This window comes from Gaiella sp., assembly GCF_039915195.1.
Lineage (GTDB): Bacteria > Actinomycetota > Thermoleophilia > Gaiellales > Gaiellaceae > Gaiella.
In genome coordinates this window covers 1-15261 of record NZ_JBDSNT010000105.1, presented here as the reverse complement: position 1 = coordinate 15261, position 15261 = coordinate 1, and the positions used below count along the sequence as shown (strand labels likewise).

The following is a 15261-nucleotide window of genomic DNA, read 5'->3' as shown; positions in this document are numbered from 1 at the left end:
TTGTCGCACGTTCATCGCTTCCCGAGTCAATTGGTCGGTCGACCGACTTTATAACTGATACAGTCGGGCCGTGTCAAATACGGAGGGGCGAACCGACGGGCGCCGCGCCCGGGGAGTCGACAAGCGTGAGTCGATTCTCGATGCCGCAGCCAACCTGATAGGGCGCGTCGGGTACGCGGCCGCCTCGACGAGGGCTGTCGCAGGAGCCGCCGACGTTCCCCTGTCGCTCGTCCACTATCACTTCGGGTCGCGCGCCGGACTCCTCACTGCCGTGCTCGAGCGGGAGAACGACCGTCTCCTCGAGCGGCAGCGTGAGCTCTTCTCCGGCGACGGCACTCTCGCTGACCGTTGGCGAGCCGCAGCAGCGTACTTCGAGGAGGATCTCGCATCGGGCTACGTGCGGATGTTGTGGGAGCTCTGGGCGGCCGGCCTCTGCGACCCGGAGCTCGCCGAGCGCTGGCGCGTATCGGTCGACGGCTGGGTCGCATTGATCGAGGAGACGATCGACACCTGGGCGCGCGAGCACGGTCGCCCCCTCCCGCTTCCGGCACATTCGCTCGCCAACATGGTCGCGATCGTCTACCACGGGCTGGAGACGCACATCCTCGCCGACCAAGGCCAGGATCTTCGTGGGCATCGCGAGCTCCTGGCGGCGATCGGCGATTGCATCGAGCGGTTCGAGAAAGCGTAGAGAGCCACGGATCGACCTTCAAGGGGAACAACTGCTGTAGCCTCGCAGGCGATGGCGCGTCCCAATCGCGAGAAAGCAGCACCCAGGATCACGAGGGCGCAGTACGAGCAGGAGCTGCAACGGCTCCAGATCGAGCTCGCTCTCATGCTCGACTGGATCCGTGCCTCGGGTACGAGGGTCGCTGTGATCTTCGAGGGCCGCGACGCGGCCGGGAAGGGCGGCGCCATCAAGCGGATCCAGGAGCGCCTCAATCCCCGCTTCTGCCGGATCGCCGCGCTGCAGGCGCCATCCGAGCGCGAGCGAGCGCAGTGGTACTTCCAGCGGTACATCGCGCACCTACCTGCGGCCGGCGAGATCGTCCTCTTCGACCGAAGCTGGTACAACCGCGCGGGCGTCGAGAAGGTCATGGGCTTCTGTTCGCCCGAGGAGCATCACCGGTTCCTGCGCCAGTGCCCCCCGTTCGAGAACATGCTGATCGAGGACGGGATCACCTTGGTCAAGTATTGGTTCTCGGTCAGCGACGAGGAACAGGAGCGGCGCTTCCAGGCCCGCATGACAGATCCGACCCGCCGCTGGAAGCTGAGCGACGTCGATATCGAGTCACGGAAGCGCTTCGTCGACTTCTCACGCGCGAAGGACGAGATGTTCGTCCACACCGACACGGACATCTCGCCGTGGTGGGTCGTCGAGGCGGATGTGAAGAGGAACGCGCGGCTCAACTGCATCGCACACCTGCTCTCGAAGGTTCCGTATGAACCGATTGACGCGCCGATGCGTGAGTTGCCGGTGCGACAGGTCGACACGGGCTATGTCCGCCCTGATCGATCGACGATGACGTACGTTCCAGACCACGCCGCGGGACTCGTCGCTCGCTGATTTCGCGGCGTTCCGCTCGATCTCGCCAGCCCCCGCTCCCGGACCGGCGAACCTTCAATACGATGGGCTACGTGTTGAACCCGAGCGCCTTCAAGGCATACGACGTGCGTGGTCTGTACGGCTCCGAGCTCGACGAGAAAGGCGCATACGCGATCGGGCGAGCCTACGTCGAGCACTTTCAGCCCGCGGCGATCGCCGTCGGCCGCGACATGAGGGTGTCGGCCCCGACCATGACCGCCGCGGTGATGGAGGGCGCGGCAGACGGCGGCGCAGACGTCCGCGACCTCGGGATGGTCGGAACGGAGATGGTCTATTACGCCGTCGGCGAGCTGGGCCTCGACGGAGGGATCTGCGTCACGGCGTCTCACAACCCCAAGCAGTACACGGGGATGAAGATCGTGCGAGGTGGAGCCCTTCCGGTCGGGGGCGACTCCGGCCTGATGGACATCCTTGCGGCCGCTCAGGCGGGCTTTGGGCCAGTAGCGCGGCGCGGCGAGATCACGCCACTCGACGTGTGGCCGGGCTTCGTGGAGAAGGTGCTGTCGTTCGTCGACCTCGAGGCGATTAGCCCCCTGCGCATCGTCGTCGACGCCGCGAACGGAATGGCCGGCACGATGCTGCCGCCCGTTCTCGAGCGCCTCCCCCAGGTCGAGGTCGTCCGGTGCTACTTCGACCCGGACGGGACGTTCCCGAATCACGAGCCGAACCCGCTGCTCGAGGCGAATCGGGAGTTCATCGTTGCGAAGACACGCGAGGAGGGTGCCGATCTCGGTGTCGCGTACGACGGTGACGCAGATCGGTGCTTCTTCGTCGACGACTCCGGTGAGTTCGTCCCCGGTGACTTCGTCACTGCGCTTCTAGCCGAGGTAATGCTCGGGAAGAGCCCCGGTGGAACGGTTCTCTACGACGTGCGGGCGAGCTGGGCCGTTCCGCGAACAATCGAGGCGGCGGGCGGGAATGCGCTCGTGAACCGCGTCGGGCACGCGTACATCAAGCACCGGATGCGCGAGGAGCATGCGATCTTCGCCGGCGAGGTCTCGGCGCACTACTACTTCCGCGACTTCACCCAGGCCGACACAGGGGTCGTCCCGTTTCTCCTCATGCTCGAGCTCATCTCGGCACGGGGCGCGAAGCTCTCCGAGATCCTGCGCCCGTTCCGCGAGCGATACTTCATTACGGGTGAGATCAACACGCCGGTGTCGGATGTGCAACTGAAGCTCCAGGAGATCGAGGAGCGCTATTCGGCTGAAGGCGGGCGCGTCTCGCATCTCGATGGAGTCTCGGTCGACTTCGACACGTGGCACTTCAACGTGCGCCCCTCGAACACCGAGCCACTACTCCGCCTCAACCTCGAAGCGCTCACCGAGAGTGAGATGGCTGCGCGTCGAGACGAGCTCGTCGCCCTGATCCAGGGCTGACGCGTGAGCGACCCCCTCGAGCTCGGCCGCATCACCGACCGGCGGCCACCGTTCAAGTACTCGGCGCTGACGAGGGTCTGGTTCTCGGACACGGATGCGCAAGGAGTTGTCTACTACGGCCGCTACCTCCCCTACTTCGACCACGCGCGCACGGAATACCACCGGCATCTCGGCTCGCTCGGCGTCGACGGCGCGGAGTACGTCATGCGCGCGTCGAACGTCGAGTATCACGCGCCGGCACGGTTCGACGATCTTCTCGAGTGCTTCGTCCGTGTCAGCAGGCTTGGCCGAACCAGCGTCACGTATGAGGTGGCGGCCGTCAGCTTGACCGACGACGAGTTGATGGTGACGGGAAGCCAGACGCTCGTGCTGATCGATCCCGTCGCCCGTGCCCCACTTCCGATCCCGGAAACGGTTCGCGAGACGGTGCGGAGCTTCGAGCTCGGCGACGTCGCAGAGTGAGCGACCGGGCTCCGTTCCGATGTCCGTTGCGCGGCCGTCCGGCGAACCGGACGGCCGCAGCAACATGACCCCTCTCCCCTTGTCACAGTTGTAGGCACCCGGAAGGGTGACGCAATCCCTCGTTCGAGGGGCGCTGCGCAGGCTCCACTGCGACACAGCGGGTGTATCGCCGATCCAAACTCGCCGCGGCCCGGCGTCGCCGCCAGGCTGAAGCGTCCAGGCGGGGCGGCCCCCTTCAGGATCCACGCGAAGCGTGGCAGAAAGCATCGGCCGGGATAGGGGGAGGTGAATCCGCGGTACGCTCTTCCACAGCGGATATACCTCCCCCTTCGAGCGCCCAAAGCAGTCGCCAAGCAACTCTCTCAAAGTGGGTCGCGGGCGGCCCCCTTCAGGATCCACGCGAAGCGTGGCAGAAAGCATCGGCCGGGATAGGGGGAGGTGAATCCGCGGTACGCTCTTCCACCGCGGATACACCTCGCCCTATCCCGGCGTCACGCGATACGCGTCGAACACGGCGTTGAGCTGCCGTAACGCGGACAGCAGCGAGCGGAGGTCGTTGACGTCGCCGAGTTCCGCGGTATACCAGTTCTTCGCCATGCCGTCCTCCACCGTTCCTCCGTAGGCGACAATGTTCGCTCCGTGCTCGGAGAATGTCCGTGCGACGTCCTCGAGCAATCGAGCCCTGTCCCAGGCCTCGACGGCGATCTGCACGCGGAAGCTCGTCTTTGCGTTCCCTTCCCATTCGACCGGCGTGAACCGTTCGGGATTGCGCATCAGTGCCTTCACGTTCGGGCAGTCAGACCGGTGAATCGTGATTCCGCGTCCGAGCGAGATGTAGCCGCGGATCTCGTCACCCGGCACCGGTGTGCAGCATTTTGCGAGGCGCAGCAGGACGTCGTCGACGCCCTGGACGACGATGCCGAGGCTCTCCCCCGCAACCGTCGAGCGCGCCTTCGGCGCCTTCAGCGTGATCGCCGGCTCCTCGGCGACCTGGTCGGTCTTGAGACGCTGCAGAACCTTGTTGACCACCTGGCCCGTACCGAGCTTCCCGGAGCCGACCGCGAGGTAGAAGTCCTCGGCCTTCTTGAATCCGAGGTCGCGGATCACCTGGGCGAGAACGGCCGACCCTTGCAGCTTGCGGTACGGCAGGTTCTGCGCCTTCAGGGCGTGATCGAGCGCCTCGCGCCCCTTCGCTTCCGTCTCGCCCTTCGTCTCGCGCTGGAACCACTGGCGGATCCGGCTGCGCGCACGTGACGAGGCGGCGACCGACATCCAGTCGCGTGACGGCCCACGTCCGGACTTCGTCGTCAGGATCTCGACGAAGTCGCCGTTCTTGAGCTTGTAGTGGAGCGGGACGATGCGGCCGTTCACCTTGGCGCCCACCGTGTTGTGCCCAACGTCCGTGTGGACGGCGTAGGCGAAGTCGATCGGCGTTCCGCCGGCCGGAAGCGTCTTCACCTCGCCCTTCGGCGTGAAGACGTACACCTCGTCGTCGAACAGGTCGGTGCGCAGCGTCCGCATGTACTCGGCCGCGTCCTGGTCGTCTCCCTGCCAGTCCATCAGCGTCTTCACCCATGCGACCCACTCGTCGTCCCCCTTCGACGAGGGCCGACCGCGCTTGTACAGCCAGTGTGCGGCAACGCCGAACTCCGCCTCCTCGTGCATCTCGCGGGTACGCACCTGAATCTCGAGCGGGCTCCCGTTCGGACCGATCACCGTCGTGTGCAGCGACCGATAGCGGTTGAGCTTGGGCATCGCGATGAAGTCCTTGAACCGCCCCGGCATCGGCTTCCAGAGCGCGTGGATGATGCCGAGCGCCGCGTAGCAATCGCGCGTTCCCTCGTCACCACCCCGCTCGATCAGGACCCGCATCGCCGTGAGGTCGTAGATCTCGTTGAACTCGCGGCCTTTCTTGGCCATCTTGTCGTAGATCGAGTAGAAGTGCTTCGCGCGCCCGGAGATATCGGCGGAAATGTCGGCCTTCTCGAGATCGTCCTTCAGCTTGCCCGCTGCCGTCTCGACCTGCGCCTCCCGGTCGGCGCGACGGTCTGCGACCATCGCCTTGATCTCGGCATACTTGCGCGGATGGAGGATCTCGAATGAGAGATCTTCGAGCTCCCACTTGACCGCGTGAATGCCGAGGCGGTGTGCGAGCGGCGCGTACACCTCGAGTGTCTCCTTGGCTTTCTGCACCTGCTTCTGCTTCCCGAGGTACTCGATCGTCCGCATGTTGTGCAGCCGGTCGGCCAGCTTGATCAGGATCACCCGGACGTCCTCGGCCATAGCGACGATCATCTTGCGGTAGTTCTCGGCGTCTGCCTGCTCGCGGCTCTGGAAGCTGATCCGCGTCAGCTTCGTGACCCCCTCGACGAGCTGGGAGATCTCGGGCCCGAATGACGCACGGACCTCGTCGACGTCGGTCTCGGTGTCCTCGATCACATCGTGGAGGAGCGCAGCCGCGATCGTCTGGGCATCGAGATGCAACTGCGAGCAGATCATCGCTACGCCGAGGGGATGGTTGACGAACGGCTCGCCAGATCGTCGCACCTGACCTCTGTGCGCCTGCTCCGCCTCGCTGAAGGCGCGGTGGATCAGTTCCTTGTCCACGCCAGGGTTGTAGGCCTCGACGCTTGCGATCAACTCGCTGACGAGGTCATCCTGGTGGCGTTCTGCATCGACGACAGCCATGGTCTCAGTCTACTGAGGGGATCGGGACCGTCCCGGCCCCATTCGGGTGACAGGAGCCAGGGTAGATCTGCCGAAAGAACTGAAGCCATGGGCTTCCTCCGAAGATACGTCGAACGCCGCCGCGTGCTTCGGCTCCTCGCGGAGATCGAGCGGTCGATAGCGCGCTCGCCGCGCCGCGGCCTCCATGCGGGGCGCTGAGGCGCTCAGGCGGCCTGAGGAAGACTGAGCGGCGCACCATGGGCGAGGAGCTCCCTGAAGGTGGGAGATTCGAGCAGCTGCCGCTTGCCGCCGCCCTCGATCGACAGCTCCGAGAAGATCCGCCGGGCCTCGGGCGTCCAGGCCGTGTCGCCGGCACGCCAGAGCCCGGCGAGCCAGTTGCGGAGCTCGCCGTACGCTTCGTCTGTGTCGAAGATCCGCCGCACGACGAGCTGCGGCGCGACCGTTCCGTTCCAGCGGTTCTGCTTCAGCCGGAATGCGACGTCGAAGTGCGAGCCGACCCGCATCCGGTCGAGCTGGCCGCCGAGTCCGAAGGCGATGGCGCTTCCCGCGTCCCGCCCCTGCTGGCGCACCCTGAAGCGTAGGTGCTTCCCGTCGCCGACGGTTGACGCGCCGACCGCCTCGCAGTCGGCCACGAGCAATGTCACGTCGGGATTCCCGAGCCCGAACGGCGCGAGCTGTTCGATCTCCCGCGCGAGGTCGAGTGTGAGTGCGAGCGCCGGCACGATCGCGTCGATGCGCGTCTCCGACACGAGATCCTCGTCACCAAGTACTCCGTCGGCATACGCGGAGAATGCTCGGGCGAACGGCTCGAGCTGATCCGGTGCTATCGATAGCCCTGCTGCCGCGCGATGGCCACCGAACCGTTCGAGGTGGGCAGCGCAGGCGGCGAGCCCGGCGTGAAGGTCGAACGTCGGCACGGAGCGGCCGGAGCCTTTCCAGCGGTCGCCCTCGCCCGCGATGAGCACGACCGGACGGCCGAAGCGCTCCACGAGCCGTGAGGCAACGATCCCGATCACTCCCTCGTGCCATCCCTCCCCCCAGACGACGTATGCACGACGGCTGCGTCGATCGGGCGACCAGGCTTCGACGGTCGCGACCGCTTCACGAAGAATTCTGTCCTCGACCGCCTGGCGGTCGCGGTTGAGGCTTTCGAGCTCGTTGGCCAGGAGGTCGGCCTCGCGAGCATCACCGGTGAGAACGAGGTGCAGTGCCACGTCGGGCCGCCCGAGGCGCCCCGCAGCGTTGATGCGCGGCGCGAGTCGGAAGGCAACCGCAGTAGCGTCGATCGTCGCCGGGTCGACGCCCGCGACGCGCATCAACGCCGCGAGCCCCGGCTTCTGCGTGCGAGACAGGCCTCGCAGGCCTGCCGATGTGAGCGCTCGGTTCTCGTCGACGAGGGGAACCACATCGGCGATCGTCGCGAGCGCGATCAGGTCGGCGTGGCGGGCGAGTACCGGGTGCTCCGGGCCAAGGAGGGCCTGGCCCAGTTTGGCGACGACCCCGGTGCCGCAGAGCTCGGGAAACGGGTACGCGGACGGGCGCGTGGCCACGATGGGGCAGTCCGGGAGCGTCTCGCCGGGACGGTGATGATCGGTGATGATCACGTCGACGCCGAGGCGCCGTGCCTCCGCGACTTCGGCGACTGCAGTGATCCCGCAGTCGACGGTGAGGATGAGCTTCACGCCCTCCTCGGCAAGGCGTGCGACGGTCGCCACGGAGACGCCGTAGCCTTCCTCGAACCGGCTCGGGAGGTGCCACGAGACGTCGGCGCCGAGCTCCCGTAGGATCAGCATCGCGAGGGCAGTGGCACAGATCCCGTCGACGTCGTAGTCGCCGTGAACGCAGATCCGCTCACCCCGTTCGACCGCCAGCCGAAGCCGCGCAACACCAGCGGTCATGTCTCCGAGGAGGAGTGGATCGTGCGAGATCCCCTCGGGATCGAGAAACGCCTTGGCGGCCACAGGATCTGCGAGTCCGCGCCGCACGAGCACGCTCGCGACCGTCTCGGAGACCCCTAGTGCGTCGGTCAACGCCCTGACATCAGGGTACGAAACCGACTCGAGCTTCCAACTCGCCATCATGGAACCACGATAGGTCCCGGCCCGGACGGCAGGAGGAACCACTCAGGACGCGGCGTCACGCCTCGCGCGGCTGTCCTCGCGCGACTGCCTAACGATCTTGACCCAGAGCATCACGATCCCGATCGTTGCTCCGACGACGACAACGGCAACGGGAGCAAGGAACGCCATCTGCTCGAGCGTGTACTTCGTCACGGCAGCGCCGACGAGCCAGATCACGAGAACGATGGCGGTCATCGGGATCGTCAGCCGCCAGTTCACGTGCTGAGGGTAGCTTTGTTGGCATGCCTCAGGGCGAGCTGAACTACACATCCGGCGACGACTACGTGCTCGAGTTCCTCGGCTACCGCTTCGCGTTCGGAGCTGATGACTTCCGGGAGCGCGTGACGGCCGCTGCCGTGAAGCTCGATCTCGTTCGGGACAGTGACCTCGACGAGGACGAGGCTTTCGATCTCGTGGAACTCGCAGCCGAGAGCCGCATCGAGGAGCCGCGTAGCGCCCTCGGCAAGTACCTGATGCGCCACTGGGAGCGTCTGTCGCTGAACGACGGAGAGTCGCTCGTCTACTGGCTCCGTAAGCTCGTGTTCCGCGGCGCGTACCTCGACCATCGTGTCAAGGAAAACCTGCTCGAGGTGACGTTCGACGAGACGACCGGTGACTTCGGCTACGCCGACCCCGAAGGCGGTCGCGCTTTGCTCGAGCTTGCGCCGACGCCGAGCTGGCGCGCGCTGCAGTTCAAGCGCTAGGCGTTTCCGCCGGCGGAGCGAAGCCGAGCCGTTGCTCGTCCTCGACCGCTGCGATTCTGATCTCTCGGATCGACCCGAGCGGCACGATCAGCTCCTCGGGCTCGCCTGCCTCGCAGTGCGGGCACAGCGTGACGAAGCCGAAGCCGGGATCGGACGAGATCGAGGCGAGGCGGTGGAGGGATCCGTCCACGAGCTCGACGCTGACGTCGGCGCGGTCGAGACCGTGGTCGACGCGGAACGCCTCGATCCGTCGCACGATGCGCGAGACGAACTCCTCGAGCGGAGCCGTCATGCCGGGTGTCCACAGCTCCGGCACGGCTAGAAGAGGCTCCCGTCCACGCGCACGGCCCCGACGTGCGCCCTACCGAGCGCCGTGATCGTCCGCCCGCGTGGCGTGCGCTGGATGAAGCCGAGCTGCAGGAGAAACGGCTCGTAGACCTCCTCGATCGTGTCTGGCTCCTCGCCGAGCGAGACCGCGAGGGTCGAGAGACCGACGGGGCCACCGTCGAACTTCTCGGCGATCGAGCGGAGCAACTCGCGGTCGATACGCTCCAGGCCGAGCCCGTCGACTTCGAGGAGATCGAGCGCCTCACGCGCGATCTCGTTCGTAATCTTCCCCGCGTGGCGCACCTCGGCGACGTCGCGGACACGCCGCAGGATGCGGTTCGCGATCCGCGGCGTTCCGCGTGAACGCCCCGCGATCTCGTCGGCGGCGTCGTCCTCGATCTCGACGGCGAGAATCGATGCCGAGCGACGGACTATCGTCCCCAGTTGGCCCGACTCGTAGTAGCCGAGCCGGAACGTCATCCCAAAGCGGTCGCGCAACGGCGTCGTCAGCAGGCCGGACCGGGTTGTAGCACCGACGAGCGTGAACGGCGGCAGATCGATCGTGAGCGTTCGGGCCGCCGCCCCCTGTCCGAAGATGATGTCGAGACGAAAGTCCTCGAGCGCCGGATACAGGATCTCCTCGGCCGCACGGTTGAGCCGGTGGATCTCGTCGATGAAGAGCACATCGCGCGGCTCGATCGCCGTGAGGATCGCTGCGATGTCCTTCTTCTCGAGCGCCGGACCTGCGACCGTGCGCAAGCCGACGCCGAGCTCCTCTCGGATGATCTGCGCGAGCGTCGTCTTGCCGAGTCCGGGAGGGCCGGCGAGCAAGACGTGGTCGAGGGCCTCGTCGCGGCCCTTGGCGGCGTCGAGCGCGATGCCGAGCTGTTCCTTGATCCGCTCCTGGCCGACGAAATCGTCGAGCCTCCGGGGCCGCAGAGAGCGTTCGACCTCGTCGTCCTCGGGGTCCAGCACGGCGGTTGTGATGCGATCGCTCACAGGGACAGACTAGGCCAGACCCCGGATGAGGTCTACGCTGGTCAGATCTGAGCCGAGCTCCCGCGCTACGCGGCACGGAGCGCAAGCCGAACCCGTTCTGCCGGCGGCAGGTCGGGATCGACGTCGGCGAGTCGCTGCTCGGCCTCGAGTACCGAGTACCCGAGCTCGACGAGCGCGTCACGCGCGTCGAGATGCGCGGGCGCCTCCTCACCGACCGGAGCCATCTGGTCATCGCCTGCGAACGCGACCTTGTCCTTGAGCTCGAGCACGATTCGCTCGGCCGTCTTCTTCCCGATCCCAGGGATTACCTGGAAGCGCGCATGATCCTCGAGGAGTATCGCCCGACGGAGCTCGGCGGCCGGCGAGCCGGAGACGACGGCAAGCGCAACCTTAGGTCCGATCCCGCTCACCGTGAGCAGCTGCGTGAAGAGCTCACGCTCTGACCCGTCGGCGAATCCGTAGAGCTGCAACGTGTCCTCGCGGACGTGGAGGAACGTGTCGACCGTGATCTCGCCCCCACCTTCTGCACGGCGCATGACGCCGGGTGTCGCTGCGACGAGGTACCCGACGCCGCTGACGTCGAGGAGCAGTCCGTCCGAGCTGCGCCCCGCAGGTGTGCCTCGAAGTCGGCCGATCACGATGCCATCCGGGCGAGCGGCGGCATCAGCGCATGGCAGATCGCGACGGCGAGGGCGTCGGCCTCGTGCGAGGTCGCCGGGATCTCGTCGAGTGCGAGGAGCCTCTTGACCATCCGTTGCATCTGCCCCTTGTCGGCGCGCCCATGCCCGCAGATCGACTGCTTCACACGCGAGGGTGCATATTCAGTGCACTCGACGCCCGCCGTGGCGGCGGCGACCATGGCGGCGCCGCGCGCCTGCCCGACGAAGAGCGCGATGCGGGCGTCGGCTCCCACATACGACTCCTCGAGCGCGACGGCGTCCGGCGCGTGCTCCGCGATGACCGCCCGCACTCCCTCGAAGATCACCCGCAGCCGAAGCTCGGGACGCTCCCGAGCGCTTGTCGTCCAGCAGCCGGACGCGAGTGACGTGACCCGCCCGCCGTTTTCGTGGACGATCCCGTAGCCGCATGCAGCCGTCCCTGGGTCGATGCCTAGAACCTTCACGGTCGAAGGGTAGGGACCCGGACGGACGGTGACAGGGCCTGGTCAGCCTCCCGGGTACGCGGTAACGACCTCCAGCAAGCTCTCGTGGATGTCGAAGTTTGCGTAGACGTCCTGAACGTCGTCGTTCTCCTCGAGTCCCTCCACGAGGCGCACGACCTTCTTCGCGGTCGACTCATCGCCGATCGCGACCGTCACCTTGGGCACCATCGAGAGCTCGGCCGACTCGATCGCGAACCCGGCTGTGTCGACGGCTTCCCGCACGGTCAAGAGCTGCTCCGGTGCGCTCGAGACCTGGAATACCGAGCCGTCGCGCTCGACGTTGTCGGCACCGGCGTCCGCGACGGCGAGGAACAGCTCGTCTTCGTCGACGCCCTCGGCGGAGACGAGCACCACGCCGCGGCGCTCGAACTGCCACGCAACGGCGCCCGTCGCACCGAGGTTTCCACCGTGCTTCGAGAACAGGTGACGTACGTCGGCGGCGGTGCGGTTGCGGTTGTCGGTCAGCGCTTCGACGATGACGGCGACACCCTCAGGTCCGTACCCCTCGTAGACGACCGTCTCGAACGTGGTTCCGTCGGACCCCTCGCCCGCTCCCTTCGCGATCGCCCGGTCGATGTTGTCCTTCGGCATGGAGTACGAGCGCGCCTTGTCGATCGCGTTGGCGAGCGACATGTTCGTTGCCGGATCGGTGCCGCCGTCCTTTGCCGCGACCATGATCGCGCGCGACAGCTTCGTGAAGAGCTGACCGCGCTTGGCGTCGGCCGCGCCCTTCTTGTGTTTGATCGTCGACCACTTGCTATGCCCTGACACCCTGCTCCTCCCGGACGATCTCCAGAAACCGTTCGTGCACCCGCGTGTCGTCGGTCAGCTCCGGGTGAAACGAAGCGACGAGGATGCGCCCCTCCCGTGCGAGTACCGGGTGGCCGTCGACCTCGGCGAGGATAGCGACGCCTGGCCCCGCAGCGGCAACCCAGGGAGCGCGGATGAAGACGCCGGTGAAGGGCTCTGCCTCGCCTTCGATCTCGACCGGCGCCTCGAAGCTCGCCACCTGACGGCCGAACGCGTTGCGCTCGACCCGGAGATCGATCAGGCCGAGTCGTTCGCGGTCGAGCACGATCATTCCGGCACACGTACCGAAGATCGGTTCGTCGAACGCCCTGATCGCGTCGTCGAGCCCGTAGAGGCCCATGAGGCGCATCATCGTCGTCGACTCCCCACCGGGAATCACGAGCCCGTCCAGGCCTTCGAGCTGCTCGGGCAGGCGGATCTCCTCGGCGTCGACGCCCAGTCGGCGCAGTACGTCGACGTGCTCACGAAACGCGCCCTGGAGCGCAAGAACACCGATCTTCACGGGGCTAGTGTAGGCACGGTCTGGCCCGGGAGACGGGCTGAGGGCCGCCCGCCGCCAAGCGATCTGCGGCTTTCTGCTGCTACCAGCCGCGAACTTCGAGGCGCTCGCTGTCTGCGAGCGACGCGGACGAGATGCCGACCATCGGCTCTCCGAGTCCGGTCGAGACCGCGGCGAGGATCTTCGCGTCCTGGAAGTGCGTCGTCGCCTCGACGATCGCCTTGGCCCGCAGGTCGGGATCGCCCGACTTGAAGATGCCCGACCCGACGAAGACGCCGTCGGCGCCGAGCTGCATGCAGAGCGAGGCATCGGCGGGCGTTGCAATCCCACCGGCGGTGAAGGTGACGACGGGAAGCCGGCCGTTCTCGGCAACCCAGCGCACGAGGTCGTACGGCGCCTGCAAGTTCTTGGCTTCGGCAAAGAGCTCGTCGCTCCGCAGAGACTGGAGCCGCCGGATCCCGCCGAAGACGGCCCGCATGTGCGTAACCGCGTTGACGACGTCGCCGGTTCCGGCCTCGCCCTTGGTGCGGATCATCGCCGCCCCCTCGCTGATCCGCCGGAGTGCCTCGCCAAGGTTCGTCGCGCCGCAGACAAACGGGACGGTGAAGCCCCACTTGTCGACGTGATGCTCGATGTCGGCAGGCGTCAGAACTTCCGACTCGTCGATGTAGTCGACCTCGAGCGCCTCCAGGATCTGGGCCTCCGCGAAGTGGCCGATCCGGCATTTGGCCATAACCGGGACCGAGACGGCCTCCTGGATCTCGCGGATCATCCCCGGATCGGACATGCGTGCGACCCCGCCGTCCCGCCGGATGTCGGCCGGAACGCGCTCGAGTGCCATGACCGCGCATGCACCCGCGTTCTCCGCGATCACCGCCTGCTCGGCGTTGACGACGTCCATGATCACGCCGCCCTTGAGCATCTCGGCGAGGCCGCTCTTGACGCGCATGGTGCCGGTTTCAGCCATACGCGGAGTGTAGCGGGGCGTCCGCCCCTGCGGCTGCAGGGGCGGACGCGCGCGCGATCAGACGGGAGGAGTGATCAGACGGGAGGCGAGGAGCGCTGCTCGTCGTCTGCGGCAGGAGCCTCAGGAGCTGCCGGGGCAGCGGGAGGTGCCGGAGCCTCGGGAGCTGCCGGGGCAGCGGGGGCTGCTGGTGCTTCAGGCGCCCTGGGCGCGTCCGGAGCGTCGTCACCCTTGTCGGTTGCCGATTTCGCCGCGGCAGCTGCACTGCCGGCAGCGGCCTTCATCTCGTTCCCCATGTCCTCGAGCGAATGCCCGAGTGCCTTCATGTTCATGAAGGCGCCGACCGCTACGGCGATCGCAAGCAGAAGTCCGATCCACGCCCAAATGGTGCGGAACTCGTTGCTGACGAGGAACTTGAGCACCGTGAAGAACAGCATCAGGATGGCGAGCGCGGCCGTCACCATGGCGGGGGTCAACCCGATCTCGAGCTTGACGTTCGCGAGGCGCAGTCCTTCCCACACGACGATCACGATCGCGAGGAGGCCGGCGAGTACGCCCCAGCCGTGCCACATGCTGACGCCGGCCGAGACCGAGATGCCCTCGAAGTCGATCTGCTGCCAGTTGAAGATCGAGACGATCAGAAACGCAATCGACCCGCCGAGCACGATCTTGATGCCGTGTGAAACCTTCGAGATGTCCATTTTGCGAACTTTTCCTTTCGAGAACGTGCGGGGAACCACTCGCAATTTCTGTTGCGATGTGAGACAGATACGACTGGCTCGGCGCGACTCCTCTCCCCACAGGTGGAAACCGCCTGCCCCCCGGGGTTGCGCCGTCGGGGGCCGGGAGCTCGCTTGCGGGCTTCCGGCCCTCTCTTTTCCACTCGGCGGCAGGCTTCGGTGTCGACGGGCTCAGCGGTTGCTGCGAATCTGCCGATAGAGATCAGATGACCGCTCAGATCGACGACCGTCTGCTCGAGCGCTGGCAGACGAGCCGCCGCCATCAGGATGAGGCGCGCCGGTTCCTCGCCAAGCAGCGACTCTCCGACCCGCGCGGCGAGCGCCGTGCCCTCGACGAGATCGTCGGCACGATCGCCGATCTCGAGCAGACGTTGCGCGAACGCGCTGCTCGTCGCAAGCCGCCGATCGCACGTCCGGGGCCGCGTCCGACGTGTCTGCCCGTTTCTAAGCCCGGAGTGCCATCCGGATCGACCCCTAGTTCCTGATGAAGCCGATCGGACTCGAGCCACGCACGGCCCCCTTCCGTCAGAGCGAGCGGAAAGCACAGCGGCGCAGCCGCGAAGCGGGCGAAGCGGCAAAATGGGCCCGCCTGGACTCGAACCAGGGACCTACCGATTATGAGTCGGCTGCTCTAACCAGCTGAGCTACGGGCCCGCCGTCACCGAGCCTAACGGGTTCAACCCTCCCGGCTCCTCACGGGAATGTCACAATGCCGTCACAAGCGCGACCCCGGTCGCGGACATGACGGGAAGGGGCGGGGCTGTTGAAGACGTTCCAGCGTGAAGTGCAGCTGCGCACAGC

The 15261-nt window shown here is 66.6% G+C and carries 17 protein-coding genes and 1 tRNA gene; 6 read left to right on the top strand and 12 right to left on the bottom strand.

Features of this window, described 5'->3' with window-relative positions; translation table 11 throughout:
- Positions 1 to 70 precede the first annotated feature (70 nt).
- The 4 genes from ABIR74_RS10360 to ABIR74_RS10345 all read left to right on the top strand — a co-directional run bounded on the left by ABIR74_RS10360 (position 71) and on the right by ABIR74_RS10345 (position 3447).
- Entirely contained in the window at positions 71 to 691 is a 621-nt protein-coding gene (locus ABIR74_RS10360) for a TetR/AcrR family transcriptional regulator (protein WP_348177762.1), read from the top strand.
- Positions 692 to 742: 51 nt separating this feature from the next.
- Entirely contained in the window at positions 743 to 1567 is an 825-nt protein-coding gene (gene ppk2 / locus ABIR74_RS10355; protein ID WP_348177760.1) for a polyphosphate kinase 2, read from the top strand.
- Positions 1568 to 1638: 71 nt separating this feature from the next.
- Positions 1639 to 2985 (top strand): phosphomannomutase/phosphoglucomutase, encoded by a 1347-nt coding sequence (locus ABIR74_RS10350; protein ID WP_348177758.1) that lies wholly within the window; start codon positions 1639 to 1641, stop codon positions 2983 to 2985.
- Positions 2986 to 2988: 3 nt separating this feature from the next.
- Entirely contained in the window at positions 2989 to 3447 is a 459-nt protein-coding gene (locus tag ABIR74_RS10345) for a thioesterase family protein (RefSeq protein WP_348177756.1), read from the top strand.
- 480 nt (positions 3448 to 3927) lie between these two features.
- Here ABIR74_RS10345 and ABIR74_RS10340 read toward each other — a convergent pair whose 3' ends face one another.
- The 3 genes from ABIR74_RS10340 to ABIR74_RS10330 form a co-directional block, all read right to left on the bottom strand.
- Complete coding sequence (locus ABIR74_RS10340) at positions 3928 to 6135, bottom strand: bifunctional (p)ppGpp synthetase/guanosine-3',5'-bis(diphosphate) 3'-pyrophosphohydrolase (RefSeq protein WP_348177754.1); 2208 nt, start codon at positions 6133 to 6135, stop codon at positions 3928 to 3930.
- A 203-nt stretch (positions 6136 to 6338) separates the two neighbouring features.
- Complete coding sequence (gene recJ / locus ABIR74_RS10335) at positions 6339 to 8216, bottom strand: single-stranded-DNA-specific exonuclease RecJ (RefSeq protein ID WP_348177752.1); 1878 nt, start codon at positions 8214 to 8216, stop codon at positions 6339 to 6341.
- Between the two features lie 42 nt (positions 8217 to 8258).
- On the bottom strand, positions 8259 to 8474 hold the full coding sequence (locus ABIR74_RS10330) for a hypothetical protein (RefSeq protein WP_348177750.1): 216 nt from the start codon (positions 8472 to 8474) through the stop codon (positions 8259 to 8261).
- Positions 8475 to 8497: 23 nt separating this feature from the next.
- Here ABIR74_RS10330 and ABIR74_RS10325 point away from each other — a divergent pair, with 23 nt between their 5' ends.
- Positions 8498 to 8959, top strand: coding sequence for a hypothetical protein (locus ABIR74_RS10325; protein ID WP_348177748.1), 462 nt, complete (start codon positions 8498 to 8500; stop codon positions 8957 to 8959).
- Here the strand turns inward: ABIR74_RS10325 and ABIR74_RS10320 are convergent.
- The 8 genes from ABIR74_RS10320 to ABIR74_RS10285 all read right to left on the bottom strand — a co-directional run bounded on the left by ABIR74_RS10320 (position 8949) and on the right by ABIR74_RS10285 (position 14421).
- Entirely contained in the window at positions 8949 to 9275 is a 327-nt protein-coding gene (locus ABIR74_RS10320) for a hypothetical protein (RefSeq protein ID WP_348177746.1), read from the bottom strand. The two genes, ABIR74_RS10325 and ABIR74_RS10320, sit on opposite strands and share 11 nt — an antisense overlap.
- A gap of 2 nt (positions 9276 to 9277) precedes the next feature.
- The gene (gene ruvB, locus ABIR74_RS10315) at positions 9278 to 10285 is read right to left on the bottom strand and encodes a Holliday junction branch migration DNA helicase RuvB (protein ID WP_348177743.1); all 1008 of its coding nucleotides are present in this window, start codon (positions 10283 to 10285) and stop codon (positions 9278 to 9280) included.
- Between the two features lie 65 nt (positions 10286 to 10350).
- Entirely contained in the window at positions 10351 to 10923 is a 573-nt protein-coding gene (gene ruvA / locus ABIR74_RS10310) for a Holliday junction branch migration protein RuvA (protein ID WP_348177739.1), read from the bottom strand.
- Positions 10920 to 11408, bottom strand: a complete 489-nt coding sequence (ruvC, locus tag ABIR74_RS10305; RefSeq protein ID WP_348177737.1) for a crossover junction endodeoxyribonuclease RuvC — start codon at positions 11406 to 11408, stop codon at positions 10920 to 10922. The genes ruvA and ruvC overlap by 4 nt, the downstream gene beginning before the upstream one ends.
- A gap of 42 nt (positions 11409 to 11450) precedes the next feature.
- Entirely contained in the window at positions 11451 to 12218 is a 768-nt protein-coding gene (locus tag ABIR74_RS10300) for a YebC/PmpR family DNA-binding transcriptional regulator (RefSeq protein ID WP_348177735.1), read from the bottom strand.
- Positions 12205 to 12759 (bottom strand): pyridoxal 5'-phosphate synthase glutaminase subunit PdxT, encoded by a 555-nt coding sequence (pdxT, locus tag ABIR74_RS10295; protein ID WP_348177733.1) that lies wholly within the window; start codon positions 12757 to 12759, stop codon positions 12205 to 12207. Before pdxT ends, ABIR74_RS10300 begins: the two co-directional genes overlap by 14 nt.
- A 79-nt stretch (positions 12760 to 12838) precedes the next feature.
- Positions 12839 to 13723: a pyridoxal 5'-phosphate synthase lyase subunit PdxS gene (gene pdxS, locus ABIR74_RS10290; protein WP_348177731.1), complete on the bottom strand. Its 885-nt coding sequence runs from the start codon at positions 13721 to 13723 to the stop codon at positions 12839 to 12841.
- Between the two features lie 74 nt (positions 13724 to 13797).
- The gene (locus tag ABIR74_RS10285) at positions 13798 to 14421 is read right to left on the bottom strand and encodes a hypothetical protein (RefSeq protein ID WP_348177729.1); all 624 of its coding nucleotides are present in this window, start codon (positions 14419 to 14421) and stop codon (positions 13798 to 13800) included.
- A 245-nt stretch (positions 14422 to 14666) separates the two neighbouring features.
- Between ABIR74_RS10285 and ABIR74_RS10280 the strand changes: the two genes are divergently transcribed.
- Entirely contained in the window at positions 14667 to 14945 is a 279-nt protein-coding gene (locus ABIR74_RS10280) for a hypothetical protein (RefSeq protein WP_348177727.1), read from the top strand.
- Between the two features lie 95 nt (positions 14946 to 15040).
- Here the strand turns inward: ABIR74_RS10280 and ABIR74_RS10275 are convergent.
- Positions 15041 to 15114: transfer RNA gene (locus ABIR74_RS10275), tRNA-Ile, on the bottom strand.
- Positions 15115 to 15261 lie beyond the last annotated feature (147 nt).

Bases quoted from the DNA above. Each gene is read 5' to 3' on its own strand.
- ppk2 (WP_348177760.1), top strand. From the start codon at position 743: ATGGCGCGTCCCAATCGCGAGAAAGCAGCACCCAGGATCACGAGGGCG.
- ABIR74_RS10340 (WP_348177754.1), bottom strand. From the start codon at position 6,135: ATGGCTGTCGTCGATGCAGAACGCCACCAGGATGACCTCGTCAGCGAG.
- recJ (WP_348177752.1), bottom strand. From the start codon at position 8,216: ATGATGGCGAGTTGGAAGCTCGAGTCGGTTTCGTACCCTGATGTCAGG.
- ABIR74_RS10325 (WP_348177748.1), top strand. From the start codon at position 8,498: ATGCCTCAGGGCGAGCTGAACTACACATCCGGCGACGACTACGTGCTC.
- pdxS (WP_348177731.1), bottom strand. From the start codon at position 13,723: ATGGCTGAAACCGGCACCATGCGCGTCAAGAGCGGCCTCGCCGAGATG.
- ABIR74_RS10285 (WP_348177729.1), bottom strand. From the start codon at position 14,421: ATGGACATCTCGAAGGTTTCACACGGCATCAAGATCGTGCTCGGCGGG.
- ABIR74_RS10280 (WP_348177727.1), top strand. From the start codon at position 14,667: ATGACCGCTCAGATCGACGACCGTCTGCTCGAGCGCTGGCAGACGAGC.